This is a genomic window from Guggenheimella bovis, assembly GCF_054492335.1.
Window position 1 is genome coordinate 7,227 of record NZ_JBQWTF010000002.1, and the last position, 21,758, is coordinate 28,984.

The window sequence follows — 21,758 nt, forward strand, 5'->3', positions numbered from 1 at the left end:
GGTCGTTCAAACGAAGACAGTAAGTGCTACTGAAAACTGGACCTACTCCTTTACGAATGTCATGACAAAGGATGCTGAAGGTAGAACGTACACTTACCGTGTTGAAGAAGTTGTCCCAGCAGGCTACACAGCTAGCTACTCTGGCTACAACATCACGAACACGAAGAACACAACTCCAAAGAATCCAGAGTACACGACGATTTCAGGTTCCAAGTCCTGGATCGGAGATACTCAAGGAGAACGTCCAACCTCGATCACTGTTCGTCTCGTAAACGCAGTGACGGGTGAGGTCGTTCAAACGAAGACAGTAAGTGCTACTGAAAACTGGACCTACTCCTTTACGAATGTCATGACAAAGGATGCTGAAGGTAGAACGTACACTTACCGTGTTGAAGAAGTTGTCCCAGCAGGCTACACCGTTAGCTACTCTGGCTACAACATCACAAACACGAAGAACACGACACCAAACAATCCGACTTATACGGATCTCTCAGGTCAAAAGACGTGGGTCGGTGATACCGATGCAACGAGACCTCAAAGCATTGTAGTAAGACTCTACGACGTGGCTACCGGAAACCTCGTTCGTGAGATTACAGTAACGGCTCAGATGGGATGGAAATACACATTCACTCAAGTCCTTACAAAGGATGCTGAAGGTAAGACGTACAGCTACCGCGTTGAAGAAGTCGTACCAGCTGGATACACTGCAAGCTATCAAGGCATGAACATTGTAAACACCAAGACGACAACTCCACCTGAGTACACGACCATCACAGGAACCAAGTCCTGGGTTGGTGACACCGAAGCTACTAGACCACAAAGCATCGTCGTAAGACTCATCGATGTTGAAACAGGTAAGGTAGTGAAGGAAGTTACAGTCACTGCAGCAACAAACTGGGTGTACAGCTTCGCCGATATCATGACGAAGGACGGTACTGGTAAAACATTCAGTTACCGTGTAGAAGAGGTCGTTCCAGCCGGCTATACCGTAAGCACGAATGGATATAACCTAATCAACACGAAGACTCCAGATCAACCGGTTCCACCTCAACCAGAAGTGACAACCATTAACGGTCAAAAGAATTGGATCGGAGACACCGCAGCAGAAAGACCAGCAAGCATTATCGTAAGACTCATCGACGATGCCACGGGCGACATCATACAAGAAGTCGTCGTATCGGCAGCTTCCGGCTGGACTTACAAGTTCGAAGAAGTTGTAATGAAGGACGCAGACGGAAACGTCTATAGCTACCACGTTGAAGAAGTTGTACCAGCTGGCTATACAGCAAGCTACAATGGTTACAACATTACGAATACAGTCAACGGCTTTGGTGGAAACGTAGCACCAGATCGTGAAACGACTGGTAATACGAAGCCACAACGTGAAAACAACACATTGCCTAAGACTGGTGATGCTACAAGCACTACACTATTCGCAGCCATTGCACTCCTATTAGCAGGTATTTACACGCTAAAGCGTGCAAAGCGATAAGATTTTAAGACAGAAGGACCGCGCGCGACGGTCCTTTTGTTTTACCTAAAAACATATCGATTATCGATATAAATATATTGATAATCGATATGTTTTGTGGTATCCTCTTCTTAAGGAGGTCAAGATGAATTCAAAGCGTATCGTAAAAGGATTGTTTATACTCTTTCTCTTTCTGGTGTTCTCATTACAGTCGACGTTACTTCCCGAGATCGCTGTACTTAAGCATCACTCGAATGTCAGTGATCATCCTGCAGTTCAAGCGACGCTACTTGTCGGCCTTCTCTATTTCTCCTCGAGCGTTTGGCTCTTTGTAAAGGTCCAATATCAAGAAAATACAAGGGACTGGAAGTTATTAAATCTCTTTGGATTTTTCCTCAGTATTCTCTATGAGAGCGTCATGCTACTCGTTCTCGTGCACCTCGATTACAAGATCTTTCCTGTATTACTCATGCTCTTTAGCTATCACCTTGGAGCCTTTGCTTTTCTCTACGCATCGCTTCGTTACGAGGAGCGATTTTATGCCAATCGTCGTTAATCTCGATGTTATGATGGCAAAGCGCAAGGTCAAGGTGCAAGAACTCAGTAAACGCGTGGGAATTACACAAGCAAACCTATCAATCTTAAAAAATGGGCGAGCAAAAGCAGTGCGCTTTTCTACCTTAGAGCGCATCTGTGAAGAACTAGCTTGTGATGTTGGAGAAATACTTGAATTTATCCCGAAAAAAGACGATGAAATGGAGTCATAACGACTCCATTTTTCTATTGCATGTTATAATATAGAAGAAGATAGGAGGGATTATGGAAGTAACGACAATTCACCCCGATTTATTTGAAAGACTTTACCAATTTGATTTAGAAAATCGTGCTCACTTTGATCTCTTAGGCGTTCGTAGACCGGATTCCTACTTCGAAAAGAAGAACTTTGAACGCGCTCAACATATGCTCATGGAAGAGCACATGGCACAAGAGAATTTTCACTATATAGTGCTTCATGAGGACCGAGTCATTGCACGTATTAGCTTTGTTGACTTTGTGCCTGAACCATTTTATCAAGCCAACATCTTCGGCCGCATTGGAGAAGTAGATACGCGTCTCTTTATTGAAGAAAATGGCTTCTATGATGTTTTAAAGCGCGTCAAAGAGGATGCCGTAATTCATAAAGCGATTACGAGAGCTCGTGCGGATAGTCCTGATAGCCAAGAAGTTCTCTTACGTGCTGGATTTAGAGAAGTAGGTCTCTTAAAGAAGGAAGTTCAAGTGGCAGGCGAATGGATCGACATGATCTACTATGAGGCTCTTTTAGAGGAAATCGAATAAGGGTGTAGAATGACGACAGAAATCATCATTGGAATATTAATCCCACTCATCGGTACGACCTTAGGAGCGAGTGCTGTCTTTTTTATGAAAGACCAGATGAGCTCCTTTTTACAGCGTTCCCTTAGTGGCTTTGCGGCTGGTGTCATGGTCGCAGCGAGCGTATGGAGTCTTCTCATTCCAGCGATCGAACAGTCGAGTGGAATGGGATCCTTGTCCTTTCTACCAGCTTTCGTTGGCTTTTGGATCGGAATTCTCTTTTTAATGGCCTTGGACCATATTATCCCACACCTCCACACCTCTGGAGAACAGGAGGGTCTAAAGGCTCACATTAAAAAGACGACCATGCTCGTCCTTGCTGTTACACTCCATAACATTCCTGAAGGAATGGCCGTCGGAGTCGTCTTTGCGGGTCTCATTACTGGGGAAACCCAGCTTAGCTTTATGGGAGCGTTAGCTCTTTCTATCGGTATTGCAATTCAAAACTTTCCGGAGGGTGCGATCATTTCGATGCCCCTTCGAGCAGAAGGCATGAGTAGGAAAAAAGCCTTCATGTCAGGAATGCTTTCAGGCATTGTAGAGCCCATTGGAGCATTTCTAACGATTCTCTTAGCAAACGTCATCGTGCCAATACTACCTTACACCTTGGCCTTTGCAGCAGGATCTATGATGTACGTAGTCGTCGAGGAACTCATCCCCGACATGTCAGAAGGCGAACACTCAAACTGGGGAACGATCTTTTTTGGCCTAGGTTTTACGGTCATGATGGTTCTCGATGTCGCTTTGGGTTAATGAATAAAAGAAAGGTGGATCTATGGATCTCGAATTAAAAAAAGGTCGCGGAAAACAAATTATACTTTTAGATGAAGCACATGAGTCGACAGACGAATTGTACCTAGAATCGAAGAAGGGCAAGTTCTTCTCAGGTAAGAAGAATGAAAGCTATGGAAATGTCTCAGGTACTTCAACACTTTTATGGGGACTCGGTGAGAAAAAGGATGCCCTCGAAGTAGGAATTAGCCTTCAAAAGGCACTTCGAAAGGCTCACGTAAAGGATGCGACCATTGATGTAAGTATCCTCGATGAAGAACACTTTAAGCTCTTCTGTGAAGGACTTTTAACGGCAGATTACTTCTTCGATCGCTATAAAGAAAGAGAAGAGTCGAGCTTAAAAGCCATCTACCTCACAGGCGTCAAAGGCTTTGAAGAAGCACTCAAGGAAGTAAAGGGTATCGCTTTAGGTCAAACACTTACAAAAGACCTCGCTAATACAAGAAGTAATGACCTCTATCCAGAGACACTTGCAAAGACTACAGTCGATGAGCTTACAGCTGTCGGCGTAGAGGTAGAAGTCTACGGTAAAGAAGACATTGAAGAATTAAAGCTTGAAGCCTTCTTACAAGTGGCAAGAGGATCCGACAAAGAGCCTCGCTTAATCGTCATGAACTACAAGGGAAACCCTGAAAGCGATAAAGTCATGGCACTCATCGGAAAAGGTCTCACCTATGACTCCGGTGGTTATGGTATTAAACCGACAGACGGCATGTTCTCCATGTTTACCGACATGACAGGTGCAGCTACAGTCATCGGTGCCATCAAAGCGCTTGCTTTAAATAAGGTCAAAGAAAACGTCGTAGGAATCGTCTTGGCTTGTGAAAATATGATCGACGGCGATGCTTATAAGAATGGTGACATCATCGGTTCACTCTACGGAAAGACAATTGAAATTCATTCGACCGATGCTGAAGGTAGATTGACTCTAGCAGATGCCGTAACCTATACGGAAAGACGCTTCCATCCGACTGTCATGTTAGACATTGCAACACTCACAGGAGCTTGTGCTATAGCTCTAGGAAATGTGAGCTTAGGAGCTTATGCAAACGATAAAAAGGTTATGGATCGCCTTCTAAAGGCTAGTAAAGTGGCTCATGAGCATGCTTGGGCACTACCAGACTTTGAAGAATACCGTGAGCTTCTAAAGACACCTTTTGCAGATCTTAAGAACTCAGGAGGCGTCGGAGCAGGAGCAACGACTGCTGGTATGTTTATCGAAGCCTTCATCGACGATACACCATGGATTCACCTAGACATCGCTGGTACGAGTTACCGCATGAGTCCAAAGGGCGTCTTCGATGCTGGTGCAACGGGCTTTGGAACGAAAATGCTATACTACTTTGTAAAGGAAAAATAGGACTCAGTCCTATTTTTTTGTGTACTCATTTGCTAAGTAGTATGCAGTTGTCGTAAAGATCTGACTAATTGTACCCATATCGATTAGTTCCTTTAATTCTTCCATAGAAACCAAAAGAACTTCAATATCTTCTGCTATATCGAGAATTTGTTCGTGCGTTTTTTCACAGTCAAAGAGTATGAAGGTATAGGATTCATTATCGGAGTTCGCAGGATTCGGGTGCATCTTCTTAAGTAAGATGGGTTCTTTCGTGCTTGTATATCCCGTCTCTTCTAAGAGCTCTCTTATTACAGCATCCTTCGGATCCTCTCCTGGCTCCACCGTTCCTGCTGGAATCTCTATCGTAAAGTCACCGATACCGATGCGAAACTGTTTTACGAGGATGATCTTCTGTTCTTTTGTAAAGGCTACGACATTAGCCCAAGTGGGGAAATGTAGGTGGCAAAAGGAATCGATTTGCACTCCGTTCGGTAGTTCTACATTATCTAGAAGCACCTTAATATATGGATTTTCAAAGAGTACTTCTTGTTTCAGTGTCTTCCAAGGTTTCATGATTTCTCCTTTTGCAATGGTAACGTCTTTTATGCTATTATACCCTTAAAGAAAAGAGGGGGAAAGTATGACCAGAGGCCGTGTGAAAATTCTAGACCAAAATACATCTCGATATGAAAAGATCGCCGTCGATATCGCTTATAGCATTTCTCAAGGAGAATGGCAGGAAGGAGATACGATCAAGGGGCGCTCTACGCTTTCTGGGAAGTATTCTGTAAGCAGTGAGACGATTCGCCGTGCCGTAAGTCTTTTGCATGAATTTGGCGTTGTAGAGGTCATCGAAAGAAAAGGAATCGTCGTTTTAAGTCAGGAGAAGGCAAAGGAATACATCTTAGAGTTCCAGCATAAAGATAAGATCCTTCTCATGCGAGAAAACTTAAAGACCCTCATGGAAGAGCGTCAAGCGATCGATACCATTATGAATGCAAAGATCGATCACATCATAGAGCAAGCGATGATCCTTAGAAACTCAGGGATGATTAATCCGCTTGAAGCTAAAATTACAAAAGGGTCCAAGCTCATAGGTCACACCGTAGGTGAGGTCCAATTCTGGAAGCACACTGGAGCTACGATAATTGCCATTCAAAGGGAAGGACACCTCGTATTATCACCAGGACCTGAACTTATCTTCTACGAGGGTGACATTATTATGTACGTGGGAAATGCCGACGACAACGTAAAGCGCGTTGAAGATTTTGTATCACCAAAAGAATCCGAATAAATTCGGATTTTTTTTGTCTTCTTTTCAAAATGTGGGGTATAATAGAATCGGACAGGCAACCTATGATAAAAAATAAGTTGTCACCAGTGCTGATGGAAGACCTTGCTCATCATATCTTTCTTCCTTTTTTGAGCGCCATGAAAATGGCGCTCGCTTTGTTATGGAATCTCTTATCAAACTTCTTTATTTATGGTATTATGTTTTCGTACGAATTTATTTGAAAAAAGGAGTGAACATTTTGGACCCTAGTGACGCGTGGCAGATAGTACTATTATTTTTTCTACTATTAATGTCAGCATTCTTTTCACTGAGTGAGACGGCTTTAACGAGTCTCAGTAAGATCCGCCTTCGGCATTTAGTCGAAGAGGATGTAAAAAATGCGAGAACGGTTTTAGCACTGACAGAGAATCCTAGAAGGATGCTCGGAACGATCTTAGTCGGCAATAACTTAGTAAACATCGCTGCAACATCGATCATCACCGTACTCTTTACGAAGTACTTCTCAGGAGGCGGTATCGTTTGGTCGACTCTCGTGATGACGCTTCTCATTCTCATCTTTGGTGAGATCACACCGAAGAGTATTGCAGCACAGAATTCAGACACCTGGAGCTTGCGCGTAGCAAGGCCCATCAGACTCTTCGTCTCGATCTTAAGTCCTATTACAAAGATCATCATGTTCTTGACCCATGGTCTTGTTGTTCTTTTGGGTGGCAAGCATGATGACGATGGACCACACATTACAGAAGATGAGCTTAAGACGATGGTTACCGTCTCTCACGAAGAGGGGGTACTTGAATCGGACGAAAAGAAAATGATCTACAACGTCTTTGAGTTCGGCGATGCTCAGGCAAAGGATGTCATGACGCCTCGTACGGAAATGATCGCTATCGAGACGACGGATACGCTCGATGAAGTCTTAGAAATTTTCCGCAAGGAGCAATTTAGTCGACTCCCGGTCTATGAAGAGACGATCGATAACATCGTCGGCGTTCTCTACATTAAAGATCTCATTCTCTTAGGCTGTACGGGTGAAGACTTCTCTGTTAAGAACATCATGCGAGAACCGAACTTCACCTACGAATTTAAACGTACAGCAGAACTCTTTGACGACATGCGTAAAAACCACATTCCTCTCTCCGTCGTACTAGACGAATACGGTGGAACATCTGGTATCGTTACCATGGAAGATCTCGTAGAGGAAATTGTCGGTGAAATCGCAGATGAATACGACGAACAAAACGAAGAAATCGAAGTGATTAAAGAAGACGAATACATCGTCGATGGATCGGCAAGAATTGACCTCGTAAACGACATGATCGGCGTCAATATCGAATCCGAAGACTTTGACTCCATTGGAGGCTTTATCATGGGAGAACTCGGTGGTTTACCGGAAGAGGGTGAGACGATCGAGGTCGACGGCATTACCTTCAAGGTTGAAAAGGTCGATAAAAATCGCATCGATAGCTTACGAATTATCACATAACTCCACTTTTGTGGAGTTTTTTAATAGAAAAAATAGAGCCGGGGCTATGCCTCGGCTCTACTGCTCTTCGATTGATCTAAGTACATCTCTTTATAGGCACCATTCTTATCGATTAGTTCTTGGTGTGTTCCATGCTCAATGATTTTTCCCTTATTTAGGACGTAGATCTGATCAGCATCCTTGATGGTCGAAAGCCTGTGAGCAATGAGTAAGGTCGTTCGGTCTTTTTTCAGACGCTCCGTACCTTTTTGAATGATTCGTTCCGTTTCGGAGTCGATGTTTGCTGTCGCTTCATCGAGAATTAAGATCTTGGGATTTTTCGCGAGTGCTCTCGCAAAGCTAATGAGTTGTCTTTCACCACTTGAGAAATTATTTCCCTTCTCCTGAATAGGTGTATGGATTCCTTCGGGGTGATTTCTTAAAAACTCTTCACCGCCGACCTCTAAGAAGGCTCGTAGTGCGTCTTCTTCTGTAATTCGTTCATCGCCTAAAGTGATGTTCGAATAGACGTCTCCTTTAAAGAGGAAGGGGTCTTGAAGGACGATCGCGATGTGGTCTCTAAAGCCTTTTACGTTGAGCTCTCGAATGTCTTTTCCATCGGCCGTGATGCGTCCCTTCTGTACGTCATAGAAGCGAAGAAGGAGGTTCATGATGGTGCTCTTCCCACTTCCTGTATGACCTACGAAGGCCGCTGTCTTTCCTTGAGGTACTGTGAAGCTCACATCCTTTAACACCCATTCTTCATCTTTATAGTAGAAGCTAACGTCTTCAAAGGCAATGCTACCTTGAAGCGGGTTGTGTTCGTGTGACTCTGGGTTTCCCTTTTCTTTTAAAAGAGAGAAGATGTGATCTGCCGCAGAGTTGGCCTTTTCAAGCTGTCCGAGTCTTTGAATGATATTTTGCGAGTTATCGAAGATCTTTCCTACGTAGTCGATGAAGACGTAGAGGAGACCAACCTTGGTATCAGCACGGCCCGAAAGAAAGCTCAGTCCGAAGTAGAGAAGGACGAGTCCGATGGTTACAAAACGAAGTGTACTCATGGCATTCCAACCGGAGTAGCACTCGAGGTTTAGAAGCTTTATGTTGGCATCAAAGATGTTTTGGTTTACCTTTTGGAAGTTGTCGTACGTCTCATCTTCCTTTGCGAAGGCTCGAATGATCTCCATTCCCTGAATGCTTTCGTTTAGATTGGCGTTGAGTTCAGAGAGGTTTTCACGGTAGACGGCGTTGTATTTGGCGCTATTAATTCGAAAGTGCCTAAAGAGTAAAAGGATGATGGGCACTGGAAAGAGCGCAATGAGTGCGAGCTTGAAGTCGAGTAAGAATAAGCTCACGTAGACGCCCACTACGTAAAAGAACGCCGTTGAAATTTGAGCCAGGACGACCTGAAAGAGCACTTTTACGTCCTTGGTGTCGTTTGTAATGCGGCTTACGACCTTCCCTGCAGGGAGGCGGTCAAAGTAACTGATGGGCAGTGTCTGAACGTGCTCAAAGAGCTCTTCTTGCATAAAGAGGCTCACATCGTGTGCGCTCTTTTGAAAGCAAAAGAAGTGAGCAAGTCTAAGGCCGCTCGCTAGTAAGACACTTACAAAGAAGAGGCTCACCTTTAGTGTAAAGGAGTTTACATCTCTTATTCCGATGTTCTTAACGAGTTCGTTATCTAGAATATCTCCGATGAGGTAGGGTCCTAGGAGGTCTGATAGTACAGCGAGGATGGTAAAGATCAGACCGAAAAGGAGTGTCCATTTGGTTCTTAAAGCATAGCTTATGAGCTTACGGAGGCGATATCTCTTATCTGTTTTCATGGGTTACCTCCATTTGCTGATGAATATATTGTTCCTTGTACCAACCGCCGAGAGCGATCAGTTCTTCGTGGGTTCCACGCTCGATGATGCGTCCCTCGTCGAGGACGAGAATGAGGTCGGCGTGGCTTACGGCTGAAAGCCTGTGAGCTGAAATGATGTTAGTTTTTCCCGAACGAAGCGATTTGATGTTTCCTAAAATGTTCGCTTCCGTCGTAGCGTCGACTGCTGAAAGCGAGTCGTCGAGGATCAAAAGATCAGGGTTCGAAATGATCGCTCTTGCGATCGAGATGCGCTGCTTTTGACCGCCTGAAAGACTGATGCCTTTTTCACCGGTGAGCGTCTCTAAGCCACTTGGAAGCTGAGCTAAGTCCTTCGTAAAGTCGCTCGCATCGATCGCAGACTGAATATCTCCAGTACCTCTAAGTCCTAACTCGATGTTCTCACGGATCGTCTTTGAAAAGAGAACATGGGCTTGAGGGGTGTATCCGATGTGACTACGAAGGGAATGCTGTGAATAGTCTTCGATGGGAGAGCCGTTAATATAGAGCATCTCTTTTATCGGGTAGAGGTGTAATAATTGTTTGATGAGTGTCGTCTTACCGGAGCCGATCTTACCGACGATACCAAGTGTCTCACCGCGCTTAAGCGTAAAAGTAATGTCTTTAAGCGTATCTTCTTCAGCTGATGGATAGCGGAAGTTTAATCCCTTAAGCTCGATTGTGTCGAAGCCCTCGAGCGTCAGAGCATTTTCTTTATCCACGACCTCTTCCTTGTAATCCCAAAGTTCCTGAATACGGTCCATGGCCGTATCAGCTTCCTTTGCTGCCGTGTAGTATTCGGCAAAGCTCATCATCGGCCAGATGAGCATACCGAGATAGATTGTAAAGCTAATGAGCTTACCGATCGATAGCGTTCCTAGGGCGATGTAACGAGCACCAACGACAAGGGCGATCACAGTACTTACGGCAGGAATGATGCGATCGAGTGGCCCCCAGAGCGATATGAGTTTTTGAAGTCTAAAGTTGACATCGTAGTTCTTTTTAGCGAGCTTCTTAAAGACCTCGATCTCGTGTTCTTCACGGACGTAACTTCTTACGACGCGTACACCACTGACGTTTTCAAGCACTTTATCGTTCATCTCGTCAAAGGCTTCTTGAACAGCTGTAAAGGTCTTATTGAACTCCTTATCGAGTAGTCTTGTTGCGACCATGATGAGTGGGAGTGGAAGAATCGAAAAAAAGGTCAATTTGTAGCTAACGGTCGTCGCCATGACGATGATGAGTGAGAGCGGATAGAGGGTAGCATCGGTTAAACTCATAAAGCCGAAGCCTGCGAATTCACTCAGTGCATTGACGTCATTCGTGCTCTTTCCCATGAGAGAACCAGTGCTGTTCTTTTCATAGAAGATGGGGCTCTGCTTTAGAAACTTATTCATAAGGCGCGATCTCGTCTCAAAAGAGAGCGAGTCAGAACTCCTGTAGAGGAAGAAAGACCAGCCGTAGTTATTTAGGTAGTTAATAATGACGACGATAGCAAAGATCGTAAGTTTCGTCATGAGTTCTTCTCTCGTGATCGTACCGGTATTCAATGTATCTGCAATGTCGCCGAGTATCTTTGGTGGAATGATGATCACGACATAGCTCAGTATCAGAAGTGACATACTGATGATGTAGTTTTTTCGGTTCATCTTTATGAACCAGGATAATTTTTTAAACGGTCGAAACATAACGTCTCCAAGGTATGAATTTGCGCACAAAAATAGCGCACCCTTACAGGTGCGCTACTGTACGGGGCAAAGCCCCCCTAGGTTCTAATTAATATAGAATGGGGGAGGTTATGTAATTATTCTTATTAGTACTTCTTAACTTTGTCATTTTGATATAACCTCCTTTCCTTTGATAATTTAACGCTACCAAACTGGAATCCATTTGTCAAACATTTTTTGAAGTAGGCTTTTTTTCTGATTTACAGTATAATATGAGAATGAAAGGATTTCTATGAAAAAATACGTACTTTTCATGATCTTGAGTGCTCTCTTTTTTGTGGGTTGTCACAACACAGAAGACGCTTTTGATCTAACGAGTAAAAATTATATTGATACGATGGATGCCTACGTAGAGATCTACGAGGTCGTCTATGGTAAAGATAGTTCAGGAACCATCAATGGGTTGAGTAACGTCTTCTATTCGACCTTCTATCCGAATAACCAAGAGAACTTTGACATCTCTTCCTTCGACATGGGAAACGTCCGTCATGTCAAAGATCGCTTGAAAAAGATAGATGAAACCTTAAAGCGATCGACGACGCACCATGAGCTCGATAAGGAATGTACGATTCTTTTAAAAGACATCGACGCTCTTCTCAACGACCTTGTAGAGATGGAGAAGTACTATAAAGAAAAGCGCTTTGAAGAGGATGACTATCGTGGAGCAAAAGCACTCTTTAAAAAGATCGACAGCGAATTCTTGACGCTCGATGGAAAGATGAGTATCTATGCCGATCGTCTCTCGAATCTTCAGCTTACAAACGATGAACTTACGCTAAAGCACTACACAGAGAAGAAGGACGACTGGAACAAGGCGGTTCTTACGATCTTAATCGAAGCGAGAAAGCTCTCTGTAGAGCTTAATAAGATTCGTTTCGATGAAGAGTATTCGCTCGATATCATGAAAAATGCAGAGAGTGTTTCATCAAAGATGCACGCAGAACTCGAAGGACTCGTCTCGCAGAAGAAGGCACTCAGTAAGTCGAAGTGGACGGAAGAAAACGCCAAGAAGTTTCTTTCTTTAAACGAGCTCTTTTTAGAGACAGAAAGGTCCATCTTAGAGACGCTAACGGCAGAAAAAAAGGTCGATCCTACGCGAATCGACCAGTTTTACTCGGACTATCATGCTCTAGTGGAGCTCTACAACAAAGCATCACTCATGAAGTAGAGCTTCCTTAGCCACTTGAAGTTCTTGAAGTTGCTCTTTTGTGAGTTTCGGATACTCAAGCTTTAAACTCTTTAGCTTATCAATAATAATTTCACTTACGAGATAACGCATGTACCACTTATGGTCTGCTGGAATCACGTACCAAGGCGCCTCCTTCGTGGAGGTGTTTTTTATTGCCTCTTCGTAGGCCTTTTGGTATTCATCCCAGTATTTTCTTTCCTTGACGTCGCCCATGGAGAACTTCCAGTTCTTCGACTCATCATCGATGCGTTCGAGGAAGCGTTTTGCCTGTTCTTCCTTGGAGATATTTAAGAAGAACTTTAGGACGATAATGCCGTTTTCCGTTAGATATTCCTCATAGTTTTTAATTTGACGGTATCTCTTTTCAAAGACATCCTTCGTGAGAAGTTCTTTTGGAAGCTGTGAGGATTCTAGGAGGTTATGGACCTTAACGACTAAGACGTCTTCATAGTAGCTACGGTTAAAGATACCAAAGCGGCCTCTCTCCGGTTGGTTTTTCATGGCACGCCAGAGGTAGTCGTGGTCGAGTTCTTCGGATGAAGGTTGCTTAAAGCTAACGACTTGACAGCCTTGTGGGTTCACGCCTTTCATGACGTGCTTTATGGTACCATCTTTACCAGCGGCATCCATGGCTTGGAAGATGAGAAGAAGCGAATACTTGTTTGAAGCATAGAAGACGTCTTGAAGCTCACTGAGTTCAGTGAGGTTTTCTTTCATCTTTTCTTCGACTTCGGTCTTGTCTTTAAAGTTACCTGTATCGCTTGTGTCAAAGTCTTTTAGTTTGAAGTTTTTGGGATCTGCAAAGTATTTTTCTGTTTTCATGAGTTTCTCCTAAAGATGGATTTTTTAATGTCGATCGCTTCGACGGGACAGACCTCGTGACAGCAGAAGCAGCGGATGCACTTCTTGCGGTCGACTTGGGGGTAGTCTGTTATCGTAATCGCTTGAGGGGGACAGATGGCCTTACACCGTCCACAGCGAATGCACTTATTCTTATTAAAGTAGACGTTGTTTTCAAAGATGTGCTCAAAGAATCGGGGAAGTCCGTGGACTGTTAGTGATGAAGGAAGCTTAAAGGGAACGCTTTTCATCTCTCCTTCTCGTTCAATTTCTGGGATGAGGCCACGAAGCTTGGCCCTCACGTGAATGGGAGCCTTGGCTTTTGGAATGGCTGCAATTTCCATCGCTACTTCATCTAAAGCGAAGGGATTTTCACTACCTAAGAGGACTCCAACCTTGATCGTCGTTCCTCCACCGGGCCCGTTTCCTTCCATACCTTCGATCGCATCCATGATAGAAAAATCCGGCTTCACCTGAAGGGCGAGGTCTATGAGGTGGTCTGCAAATTGATAACGGTCTTTTAAAAGAAGATGGTGCTTGGCCTTCTTTAAACCGGGAATCAGTCCAAAGAGGTTCTTTACTGCACCGGTATAGGTCATCATGGAATGTGTCTTAAGCTTACAGACATTGATTATCGCATCGGCCTCAAGGGCAACCTTTAATATCTCCGTCTTCTTTAAAGCCTTAGCGTCCTTAAGCTCGATCACTTCGGCACGTAGATCTTCATTTAATACGACAGGAAAGTTCTTTGGAATCTCCGCTAGCCCTGTCACTTGATACGTCCTTTTGAGTTCACCGAGGGACATCGGTCCACCGGGACTATCAGCGATCGTAACCTTTTTTCCTAATGCTAAGAAATATCTTGCGACAGCTTCCACCACAAACGGGTGAGTCGTCACGTTCTTTGATACCTCAGCTGCCGTTAAGAGGTTTGGCTTTATGAGTATAGAATTTTTATCGGACCAATCGACGCTATCTAGCATGGCTCTTACATGCTCGTAAATGGGTTCTCTTTCATAGTGATCTTGAGCTTTAATAAATACTTTCATATGGTAGAATGACCTCATAGAAAGTATACCACTTCGTGGACAAATTACCCGTTTCGTTTGTTTATTAGAAAGAGGAACGATGAACATAGAAGCAATCTATAAGAGGCAGGTAGATACGGTCTACCGTGTGGCGATGCTGTACATGAAAAATTCATACGATGCTGAGGATGCTACGACGCAAGCCTTTTTGAACTTGATGAAATCGCCCAGGGAGTTTGATTCCTTAGAGCACGAAAAGGCCTTTCTCATCGTAACGGTCACGAATGTCTGTAAAAACATGCTTTCCCATTGGTTTCGTAAGAACAAGACGAACCTAGAGGATCTCGAAGAGGTTCTAGGAACGAATGATGAGAGAGACGAGATATTAGAAATTGTCCTCAAGCTTCCCGATGAACTTAAGACCGTGTTATATATGTACTACTACGAAGGATACAAGGGTGATGAGATCGCAAAAGCTTTAGATATCAACGCTTCTACCGTTCGTTCGAGACTCGCTCGGGCGAGGGAGCTCCTTCGAATCGAATGGGAGGAAGAATGAAAAGAGAAGAGCTGATCGAGAGAATCGATTCTATAAAACCGACTGAAGAACAAAAGGACCGAATGTTTCAAAAGCTGACGAAGAAAAAGCGTCCCACTTACATCTTCTATGTGGCTGCAGCAGCCGTCCTCTTTCTTGCTGTTCTCACTTTTCCACTAAGCAATATGAACGTTAAGAATTCAGCTATGAAGCCGTTGAGTGAGAGTGTCCCTTCAGAGAGTCAGGTAGATAGCGAGGCCATGGCAGATGCGAAGGAAAGTGCTAGACAGATGGTGGTTCCCTTTTCGTTCTTAGAGCGGGAACAAGTCGATACAGCTGGTGTGAAGAAGCTTCCTGGCTTTGTAAGAGGGGAAGGGGAAATTACGCTAGAACAGAATGAAGAAAAGACGCTTTCTTCTGGTCTAACACTGTCCTTTACTCGGTCGAATGACCCAGAGGAGACCTTTATAAGCTTTCATGCAACCTACTACCTCGATGGGAAACCTCTCACTGGTTTTTTGAGAAAAGAAAGTAAGCCCATCCGCTCGCTATCTGATGCTAAGGAAGAATTTCAAAAGAAGTATCCAAATCAAGTGTTATCGAGATTCCACATTGTTCTAACCTATACACCGAGGGAATTAAATGAACAAGAGCTCGTACCGATCTACGTCTTTTTTAATCCCAGTGATGAATTCGAATGGTTCAGTGTGCCTGCTTGGCTCGAATAGGGTATATAGGCACTAAAGGAGACAGAGCGAATGAAACCTGAAATTGTTCGATTAGAAAAACGCATGATCGTCGGTGTCGCCTATACGGGTGAGAATGACTACGACGAAGTGATGAAGGTCTGGACAGAACTTAGTAAGCGCGTAGAGGAGATTCCAAACATCCATAAGGATACGCACTTCTATGGTCTTTCCGAGCCTCTCTATAGCGGTGAAGATAAGATTCAATACCTTGCAGGTGTCGAGGTCGATCGCGTAGATACCGTACCTCAAGGAATGCAAGCTTGGTATGTAAACCACGAGAACTACGTGGCTGTCGTGCACGACTCCAATGCGGACAGCTTAGGAAGCACGTATCAAAAAATCTACGATGAGATTCTACCAGAACTCGGATTAAAGCCTGCCGACAGCTATGACTTTGAAGTCTACACGAAGGAGTTCTACTCTGGGGAAAAGGATGAAGTCTATATCTTCGTTCCTGTAGATATGTCGGGGTCAGAATTACCGAAAGATTATACGGATATCCGAAAGATGCTCTTCGGAGATATGTTTAAGGAATAAAACAGCGAAAGCTGTTTTTTTCTTGCTTGACAGGGGAATAAAAGGGTGTATAATAAAATTAGCACTCGAAGATAACGAGTGCTAATAGGAGGAGATATGAACTACGAAAAGATGACAAAGAATGTAATTGAAGCGCTCAATCAAGCGAACTTCATTGCCACAGAATATGCGAACACCCAGATTGATCCGGAACATCTCTTCTTAGGGTTACTTGAAAACGAACAAGGACTCGCAAGAGAGCTCATTACGGCTTGTAAGGCCGATGTCAAAACGTTAGAACAAGAAGTTAAGCGTGTAGTAGAGAAAAAACCAAAGGTCTCAGGAAATGTAAAGACTGTCATTTCAAACGATACCTTAATGCTACTTAATGAAGCAGAGCGCATTGAAAAGTCGATGCAAGATGAGTATTTAAGTGTAGAACACGTGATGCTTGCGATCGCTGAATCAAAGACAGCGCTTTCAAAGCTCTTTAAAGAATCAGGACTTACAAAGGAAAAGCTCCTTGCTGTTTTAAAGGACATCCGAGGCTCTATGCGCGTTACGAGTGATTCTCCTGAAGATACGTACCAAGTGTTAAAGAAATATGGAACCGATCTTGTGGAGCGTGCTCGAAAGAATACCTTAGATCCTGTCATCGGTCGAGATGAAGAGATTCGAAGAGCCATTCGAATTCTCTCTCGAAAGACGAAGAACAACCCGGTCTTAATCGGTGAACCAGGTGTAGGTAAAACAGCTGTCGTAGAAGGACTTGCACAGCGAATTGTCCGCGGAGACGTTCCAGAAAGCCTAAAAGATAAGACCATCTTTGCTTTAGATATGGGTTCACTTATCGCAGGAGCTAAATTCCGCGGTGAATTTGAAGAACGTCTTAAGGCCGTACTCGAAGAGATTAAAAAGAGTGAAGGAAAGACGATCCTCTTTATCGACGAGCTCCATACGATTGTTGGTGCAGGAAAAACAGAAGGAAGCATGGATGCTGGAAACATGCTAAAGCCCATGCTTGCGAGAGGTGAACTCAACTGTATCGGTGCGACGACGCTCGATGAATACAGAAAGTACATTGAAAAGGATGCGGCCCTCGAGAGACGTTTCCAACCGGTACTCGTAGGAGAACCTGGTGTGGAAGAGACGATCACGATCTTACGTGGTCTTCGTGAACGCTATGAAATCTTCCACGGCGTACAGATTAGTGACGCGGCACTCATTCAGGCTGCAACCCTTTCTGACCGATACATTCAAGATCGTTTCCTACCGGATAAAGCGATCGACCTCATCGATGAAGCTTGTGCACTTATTAAGACGCAGATGCAGTCGATGCCAGTAGAGCTCGATGAAATTCATAGAAAGATCATGACAAAAGAGATCGAGATCGCTGCCCTTAAGAAGGAAACGGACGAAAAGAGTAAGGAACGTCTTTCTGAGATTCAAAGGGAAGTGAGTGAACTCAAGGAAGAATACGGTTCACTCGAATCGAAGTGGAAGCGTGAAAAAGAATCAGTCGATAGAGTCAATGTGTTAAAGGAACAGATTGAACGCGTTCAGCATGAGATCGAGATGGCACAAAGCCACTACGACCTCGAAAAAGTTGCTGAGCTTACGTACGGCGAGCTTCCAAAGCTTCAAAAAGAACTTGAGGATTTGAAGACCCCAAAGGATCATGAGCTTCTAAGAGAAAAAGTCACGGAAGAAGAAGTCGCTGGTGTCGTCAGTCGCTGGACGGGCATTCCACTCGATAAGCTCATGGAAACGGAGCGTACAAAGCTTTTAAGCCTTGAAGAGCACCTTCATGAAGAAGTGATCGGACAGGATGAAGCCGTATCGAAGGTTTCGGATGCTATTCTTAGAAGCCGTGCAGGTGTAAAAGATCCATCGAAACCCATTGGAAGTTTCCTCTTCTTAGGACCCACCGGTGTCGGAAAGACTGAGCTTGCAAGAAGCGTGAGTAGATTACTCTTCGATTCTGAAAAGAGCATGATTCGTATCGATATGTCTGAATACATGGAAAAACATTCCGTGAGCCGCTTGATCGGAGCGCCTCCAGGATACGTCGGTTACGATGAGGGTGGTCAACTTACAGAAGCCGTTCGAAGAAAACCTTATAGCGTTATTCTCTTTGATGAAATTGAAAAAGCCCATCCCGATGTCTTTAACGTACTACTTCAAGTCTTGGACGACGGAAGAATTACAGACGGACAAGGACGAACCGTGGACTTTAAAAACACGATCATCATCTTAACTTCAAACCTCGGAAGTGAGTATCTCTTAGGTGGAATCGATGATATGGGAGAGATTAAAGAAGAGGCAAGAGAAGCGATTGACCGCGAACTGCACTTACGCTTCCGCCCAGAGTTTTTAAATCGTCTCGATGAGATCGTACTTTATAAACCGCTTACGAAGAACGACATGAAGTCGATCATCGATATCCTTTTAAAGGATCTAAAGGAGCGACTGAAAGAACAAGATATCGATCTTACGATTTCTGATAAAGCCAAGGATTTTGTCATCGAGGAAAGCTATGATGTAAACTTCGGTGCAAGACCTTTAAAGAGATACCTACAAAGACATGCAGAGACGTTGCTCGCTCGAAGCATTTTAGCCAATGATATTCTACCAGGGGATCAAGCAGTGATCGATGTAGAGGATCAAAAGCTCATCATTAGAAAAGCTGAAACCCATTAACGGGTCTCAGCTTTTTTACATTCTATAACGGCTTCTGCTACAGCTTTTGCAGCCCTTTCATCAAAGGCATTTACAATGACATAGTCCTCACTTAGTTCAGCTTCTGTAATAAGAGAAGCGAGTCCCTTGGCTGCAGCGAGCTTCATTTCCTCTGTGATCTTTTCTGCTCTCGCATCGAGTGCTCCGCGGAAGAGCCCGGGAAATGCTAGGACATTATTAACCTGGTTCGGATAGTCGCTTCGACCCGTGCCTACAACTCTTGCTCCAGCTTCCTTGGCGTCGTCGTAAGTGATCTCAGGATCGGGGTTTGCCATGGAAAAGACGATGGCATCCTTTTTCATTGAACGAACCATGTCTTTTGTGATTAGATTTCCGCCGCTTACGCCGATAAAAATATCGGCTTCTTTCATGGCGTCTTCTAAGTTATAATCATGGTCCTCTTTATTCGTGATCTCAGCGAGCTCTTTTATAAGTGCGTTATCTTCGTCGCTCTTTCGAATAATTCCCTTACGGCGAAAAGCGAAGATATCCTTAACGCCTAAGTGTGTGAGCATCTTTGCGATAGAGCTTCCAGCTGCTCCCGTTCCTAATAGAACAACCTGACACTCTGAGAAGTCTTTTTTTACGAGCTTTAAGGCGTTCATGAGTGCAGCCGCCAGAACGATCGAGGTTCCGTGCTGATCGTCGTGGAAGACGGGGATATTTAACTCTTCTTTTAGTCTTGTTTCGATCTCTACACAGCGTGGGGCACTGATGTCCTCGAGGTTAATTCCTCCGAAGGTCGGTGCGATGGCTTTACAGATGGAGATGATCTCTTCGGTGTCTTTGGTATCGAGTACGATCGGAACGGCGTCGACTCCAGCAAAGCGCTTAAAGAGTGCACACTTTCCTTCCATGACGGGAAGTGCAGCCATGGGACCGATATCGCCAAGGCCTAAAACGGCTGTTCCATCACTCACGACAGCTACCGTATTCGACTTCCAGGTGTACTCATAGACGCTCTCGGGATCTTTGTGTATTCTTCGGCATGGTTCAGCCACGCCCGGTGTATAGGCGAGAGAGAGGTCGTCTTTGTTTTCTAAGGAGCATTTGAGCTCGGTCTTAACTTTTCCTCTCCAAGTTTTATGTGCTTCTACTGATTTTTCAAAAATAGTCATATCGCCCTCCTAGAAAAATCATACCATAAATATGCTAAGAGTGGCTTAGATGCTGTATGATAGAGATGTAGACTAAAAGGAGTCAGAGATGAAAGAAATCATAGTGATCGGTGGTGCTGGATTTTTAGGTTCTGAGCTCGTGCGTCAAATTGCACAAAGAGGAGACAGGCCCATCGTTTTTAGTAATCATCCCAGTCCCTACCTAGAAGTACTCGGTGTTCCTGTCTTCGTAGGGGATACGAGAAACAAGGAATCTTTAAGAGATTGTATCTCAAAGTACGAAAAGCCCGAGGTCATTCACTGTGCCTCGATCATTACGATTGAAAAGAAGCCGGTGGATGAGCTCTTTGACGTAAACGTCACTGGACTTAGAAACACCATCGAAGTCTGTCAAGAACTGAATACGGGAAGACTCGTCTACGTGAGTAGCGTTCACGCCATACCGATGCGTCGCTTAGGCCTTGTAAAGCGTGAGATTCGTGAATTTGACGAAGACCGCGTCATCGGTCAGTATGCAAAGAGTAAAGCCAAGGCCTCTCGCTATGCGATTCAAGCGATGGATGCGGGAATGGACATGGTCATGGTTCATCCTTCAGGCATTGTAGGAGTGGCTCCTTTAGGTGAAGGTATGACGACGCCTATGATTCGAGATTACCTCCTTGGAAAGTTAAAGGTTCTCGTGGGCGGTGGTCACGACTTTGTCGATGTAAAGGATGTGGCGGAAGGGACGCTAAGTGCACTTGACAAGGGAAAACGTGGAGAGAATTACATCTTAAGTGGTGATTATCACTCGGCGAAAGACATTCTCGATGAAGTCTCTAGACTTGCTGGAAAGAAGCCGATTGGTGCCGTCATGCCCATGGGAATCTTTAAGATCGTAGCCCCCGTCGTTGAGTGGGGTGCAGAGACTTTTAGGAAGAAACCACCTCTAACGAGTTACATGGCGACGACGCTAAGTAGCTTTGAGCTCTATTCACACAATAAGGCTTCAAAGGAACTCGGATACCGTACGCGGGCCATTGAAGAGACGCTCACAGAGCTCATAGAAGCGATAAGAAATGAAGCTAGCTTTTAAGGAATTTGAAGTAGAGATCGAAAGAAAACCCATTAGAAACTTCTATCTCTTAAGACAAGGGGATGCTTTTGTCTTAAGAGCACCACTTCATGTGAGTGATGAACGCATCCTAGAGGTGTTAAAGAAGAAGGAAGAATGGATGAGAAGCCATTCGAAACGAAGCCTTCTCTTTGAAGAAAGTGAAAGGGTACCCGTTCTAGGAAAAGTCCGTCAAATTTCTTTTAAAGAAGTCGATAACATGGTTCTTAAAGAGGATGAGATCATCTTTCCTTTGGAAAAAAAGGAAGATGCCAAGGAACTGTTTTTTGACTTTCAAAAGAAGCTTCTCGAGGAAGTTCTAATGCAGCTTCTTCCTTTTTGGGAGGAAAAACTAGGCATAAAGGTAAATGGCCTAAGTGTCCGAAGAATGAAGACACGCTATGGAAGTGCGACGGTATCGAAGCGAACGATTCGAATGAATTCAAGACTTGCGTATTTCAGGAAAGAAGTGATCGAAAGCGTCCTTGTACATGAACTCGTTCACTTCTTTGTACCAAACCACGGGTCTCGATTTTATGCTTCCTTAGAAAAGTTTCTTCCTAATTATTGGGAACTTCATAAAGAATTAAAAAGAGACGATGTATTCTATGATTGACAGCAAATA

General features: G+C 44.2%; 21 protein-coding genes. 15 read left to right on the forward strand and 6 right to left on the reverse strand.

Annotated elements, in window-relative coordinates:
• The 6 genes from ACUB3H_RS06410 to ACUB3H_RS06435 all read left to right on the forward strand — a co-directional run.
• A partial coding sequence (locus ACUB3H_RS06410; protein ID WP_459129852.1) for a Cna B-type domain-containing protein occupies positions 1 to 1,492 on the forward strand: 1,492 nt, incomplete at its 5' end.
• A gap of 124 nt (positions 1,493 to 1,616) precedes the next feature.
• Positions 1,617 to 2,027: a hypothetical protein gene (locus ACUB3H_RS06415; RefSeq protein WP_459129853.1), complete on the forward strand. Its 411-nt coding sequence runs from the start codon at positions 1,617 to 1,619 to the stop codon at positions 2,025 to 2,027.
• Positions 2,011 to 2,238, forward strand: coding sequence for a helix-turn-helix domain-containing protein (locus ACUB3H_RS06420; RefSeq protein ID WP_459129854.1), 228 nt, complete (start codon positions 2,011 to 2,013; stop codon positions 2,236 to 2,238). The genes ACUB3H_RS06415 and ACUB3H_RS06420 overlap by 17 nt, the downstream gene beginning before the upstream one ends.
• 52 nt (positions 2,239 to 2,290) lie before the next feature.
• Positions 2,291 to 2,809 (forward strand): GNAT family N-acetyltransferase, encoded by a 519-nt coding sequence (locus ACUB3H_RS06425; RefSeq protein WP_459129855.1) that lies wholly within the window; start codon positions 2,291 to 2,293, stop codon positions 2,807 to 2,809.
• A 9-nt stretch (positions 2,810 to 2,818) separates the two neighbouring features.
• Positions 2,819 to 3,598: a ZIP family metal transporter gene (locus ACUB3H_RS06430; RefSeq protein WP_459129856.1), complete on the forward strand. Its 780-nt coding sequence runs from the start codon at positions 2,819 to 2,821 to the stop codon at positions 3,596 to 3,598.
• A 22-nt stretch (positions 3,599 to 3,620) separates the two neighbouring features.
• Positions 3,621 to 4,997, forward strand: coding sequence for a leucyl aminopeptidase (locus tag ACUB3H_RS06435; protein WP_459129857.1), 1,377 nt, complete (start codon positions 3,621 to 3,623; stop codon positions 4,995 to 4,997).
• 9 nt (positions 4,998 to 5,006) lie between these two features.
• Here the strand turns inward: ACUB3H_RS06435 and ACUB3H_RS06440 are convergent, their stop codons facing one another.
• Entirely contained in the window at positions 5,007 to 5,549 is a 543-nt protein-coding gene (locus ACUB3H_RS06440) for an NUDIX hydrolase (protein WP_459129858.1), read from the reverse strand.
• A 67-nt stretch (positions 5,550 to 5,616) separates the two neighbouring features.
• Between ACUB3H_RS06440 and ACUB3H_RS06445 the strand changes: the two genes are divergently transcribed.
• Complete coding sequence (locus tag ACUB3H_RS06445; RefSeq protein WP_459129859.1) at positions 5,617 to 6,270, forward strand: GntR family transcriptional regulator; 654 nt, start codon at positions 5,617 to 5,619, stop codon at positions 6,268 to 6,270.
• Positions 6,271 to 6,508: 238 nt separating this feature from the next.
• Positions 6,509 to 7,753: a hemolysin family protein gene (locus ACUB3H_RS06450; RefSeq protein WP_459129860.1), complete on the forward strand. Its 1,245-nt coding sequence runs from the start codon at positions 6,509 to 6,511 to the stop codon at positions 7,751 to 7,753.
• Positions 7,754 to 7,797: 44 nt separating this feature from the next.
• Here ACUB3H_RS06450 and ACUB3H_RS06455 read toward each other — a convergent pair whose 3' ends face one another.
• Together ACUB3H_RS06455 and ACUB3H_RS06460 are read right to left on the reverse strand one after the other, a co-directional pair.
• On the reverse strand, positions 7,798 to 9,558 hold the full coding sequence (locus tag ACUB3H_RS06455; protein WP_459129861.1) for an ABC transporter ATP-binding protein: 1,761 nt from the start codon (positions 9,556 to 9,558) through the stop codon (positions 7,798 to 7,800).
• Complete coding sequence (locus tag ACUB3H_RS06460) at positions 9,545 to 11,284, reverse strand: ABC transporter ATP-binding protein (protein WP_459129862.1); 1,740 nt, start codon at positions 11,282 to 11,284, stop codon at positions 9,545 to 9,547. The genes ACUB3H_RS06455 and ACUB3H_RS06460 overlap by 14 nt, the downstream gene beginning before the upstream one ends.
• A gap of 271 nt (positions 11,285 to 11,555) precedes the next feature.
• On the opposite strand from ACUB3H_RS06460, the gene ACUB3H_RS06465 reads away from it, so the two are divergent.
• The gene (locus ACUB3H_RS06465) at positions 11,556 to 12,491 is read left to right on the forward strand and encodes a DUF3829 domain-containing protein (protein ID WP_459129863.1); all 936 of its coding nucleotides are present in this window, start codon (positions 11,556 to 11,558) and stop codon (positions 12,489 to 12,491) included.
• Here the strand turns inward: ACUB3H_RS06465 and ACUB3H_RS06470 are convergent.
• Positions 12,477 to 13,334, reverse strand: a complete 858-nt coding sequence (locus ACUB3H_RS06470) for a polyphosphate kinase 2 family protein (protein WP_459129864.1) — start codon at positions 13,332 to 13,334, stop codon at positions 12,477 to 12,479. The two genes, ACUB3H_RS06465 and ACUB3H_RS06470, sit on opposite strands and share 15 nt — an antisense overlap.
• Positions 13,331 to 14,401: a DUF362 domain-containing protein gene (locus ACUB3H_RS06475; protein ID WP_459129865.1), complete on the reverse strand. Its 1,071-nt coding sequence runs from the start codon at positions 14,399 to 14,401 to the stop codon at positions 13,331 to 13,333. Before ACUB3H_RS06475 ends, ACUB3H_RS06470 begins: the two co-directional genes overlap by 4 nt.
• 79 nt (positions 14,402 to 14,480) lie before the next feature.
• On the opposite strand from ACUB3H_RS06475, the gene ACUB3H_RS06480 reads away from it, so the two are divergent.
• The 4 genes from ACUB3H_RS06480 to clpB all read left to right on the forward strand — a co-directional run bounded on the left by ACUB3H_RS06480 (position 14,481) and on the right by clpB (position 18,883).
• The gene (locus ACUB3H_RS06480) at positions 14,481 to 14,939 is read left to right on the forward strand and encodes an RNA polymerase sigma factor (RefSeq protein WP_459129866.1); all 459 of its coding nucleotides are present in this window, start codon (positions 14,481 to 14,483) and stop codon (positions 14,937 to 14,939) included.
• A complete protein-coding gene (locus ACUB3H_RS06485; protein ID WP_459129867.1) occupies positions 14,936 to 15,646 on the forward strand; it encodes a hypothetical protein in 711 nt (236 codons plus the stop codon). The genes ACUB3H_RS06480 and ACUB3H_RS06485 overlap by 4 nt, the downstream gene beginning before the upstream one ends.
• A gap of 30 nt (positions 15,647 to 15,676) precedes the next feature.
• Positions 15,677 to 16,204 carry a GyrI-like domain-containing protein gene (locus ACUB3H_RS06490; protein ID WP_459129868.1) on the forward strand — a complete coding sequence of 176 codons (528 nt, stop codon included), beginning with the start codon at positions 15,677 to 15,679 and terminating at the stop codon, positions 16,202 to 16,204.
• A gap of 96 nt (positions 16,205 to 16,300) precedes the next feature.
• Positions 16,301 to 18,883: an ATP-dependent chaperone ClpB gene (clpB, locus tag ACUB3H_RS06495; protein WP_459129869.1), complete on the forward strand. Its 2,583-nt coding sequence runs from the start codon at positions 16,301 to 16,303 to the stop codon at positions 18,881 to 18,883.
• Here clpB and ACUB3H_RS06500 read toward each other — a convergent pair.
• Positions 18,880 to 20,040, reverse strand: a complete 1,161-nt coding sequence (locus ACUB3H_RS06500) for an NAD(P)-dependent malic enzyme (protein WP_459129870.1) — start codon at positions 20,038 to 20,040, stop codon at positions 18,880 to 18,882. The two genes, clpB and ACUB3H_RS06500, sit on opposite strands and share 4 nt — an antisense overlap.
• Positions 20,041 to 20,128: 88 nt before the next feature.
• Here ACUB3H_RS06500 and ACUB3H_RS06505 point away from each other — a divergent pair, with 88 nt between their 5' ends.
• Positions 20,129 to 21,115: an NAD-dependent epimerase/dehydratase family protein gene (locus ACUB3H_RS06505; protein ID WP_459129871.1), complete on the forward strand. Its 987-nt coding sequence runs from the start codon at positions 20,129 to 20,131 to the stop codon at positions 21,113 to 21,115.
• Positions 21,099 to 21,749: a M48 family metallopeptidase gene (locus tag ACUB3H_RS06510; RefSeq protein WP_459129872.1), complete on the forward strand. Its 651-nt coding sequence runs from the start codon at positions 21,099 to 21,101 to the stop codon at positions 21,747 to 21,749. Before ACUB3H_RS06505 ends, ACUB3H_RS06510 begins: the two co-directional genes overlap by 17 nt.
• Positions 21,750 to 21,758: the final 9 nt, after the last annotated feature.

Bases quoted from the DNA above. Each gene is read 5' to 3' on its own strand.
- ACUB3H_RS06415 (WP_459129853.1), top strand. From the start codon at position 1,617: ATGAATTCAAAGCGTATCGTAAAAGGATTGTTTATACTCTTTCTCTTT.
- ACUB3H_RS06420 (WP_459129854.1), top strand. From the start codon at position 2,011: ATGCCAATCGTCGTTAATCTCGATGTTATGATGGCAAAGCGCAAGGTC.
- ACUB3H_RS06425 (WP_459129855.1), top strand. From the start codon at position 2,291: ATGGAAGTAACGACAATTCACCCCGATTTATTTGAAAGACTTTACCAA.
- ACUB3H_RS06430 (WP_459129856.1), top strand. From the start codon at position 2,819: ATGACGACAGAAATCATCATTGGAATATTAATCCCACTCATCGGTACG.
- ACUB3H_RS06435 (WP_459129857.1), top strand. From the start codon at position 3,621: ATGGATCTCGAATTAAAAAAAGGTCGCGGAAAACAAATTATACTTTTA.
- ACUB3H_RS06440 (WP_459129858.1), bottom strand. From the start codon at position 5,549: ATGAAACCTTGGAAGACACTGAAACAAGAAGTACTCTTTGAAAATCCA.
- ACUB3H_RS06445 (WP_459129859.1), top strand. From the start codon at position 5,617: ATGACCAGAGGCCGTGTGAAAATTCTAGACCAAAATACATCTCGATAT.
- ACUB3H_RS06455 (WP_459129861.1), bottom strand. From the start codon at position 9,558: ATGAAAACAGATAAGAGATATCGCCTCCGTAAGCTCATAAGCTATGCT.
- ACUB3H_RS06460 (WP_459129862.1), bottom strand. From the start codon at position 11,284: ATGTTTCGACCGTTTAAAAAATTATCCTGGTTCATAAAGATGAACCGA.
- ACUB3H_RS06465 (WP_459129863.1), top strand. From the start codon at position 11,556: ATGAAAAAATACGTACTTTTCATGATCTTGAGTGCTCTCTTTTTTGTG.
- ACUB3H_RS06470 (WP_459129864.1), bottom strand. From the start codon at position 13,334: ATGAAAACAGAAAAATACTTTGCAGATCCCAAAAACTTCAAACTAAAA.
- ACUB3H_RS06475 (WP_459129865.1), bottom strand. From the start codon at position 14,401: ATGAAAGTATTTATTAAAGCTCAAGATCACTATGAAAGAGAACCCATT.
- ACUB3H_RS06480 (WP_459129866.1), top strand. From the start codon at position 14,481: ATGAACATAGAAGCAATCTATAAGAGGCAGGTAGATACGGTCTACCGT.
- ACUB3H_RS06485 (WP_459129867.1), top strand. From the start codon at position 14,936: ATGAAAAGAGAAGAGCTGATCGAGAGAATCGATTCTATAAAACCGACT.
- ACUB3H_RS06490 (WP_459129868.1), top strand. From the start codon at position 15,677: ATGAAACCTGAAATTGTTCGATTAGAAAAACGCATGATCGTCGGTGTC.
- clpB (WP_459129869.1), top strand. From the start codon at position 16,301: ATGAACTACGAAAAGATGACAAAGAATGTAATTGAAGCGCTCAATCAA.
- ACUB3H_RS06500 (WP_459129870.1), bottom strand. From the start codon at position 20,040: ATGACTATTTTTGAAAAATCAGTAGAAGCACATAAAACTTGGAGAGGA.
- ACUB3H_RS06505 (WP_459129871.1), top strand. From the start codon at position 20,129: ATGAAAGAAATCATAGTGATCGGTGGTGCTGGATTTTTAGGTTCTGAG.
- ACUB3H_RS06510 (WP_459129872.1), top strand. From the start codon at position 21,099: ATGAAGCTAGCTTTTAAGGAATTTGAAGTAGAGATCGAAAGAAAACCC.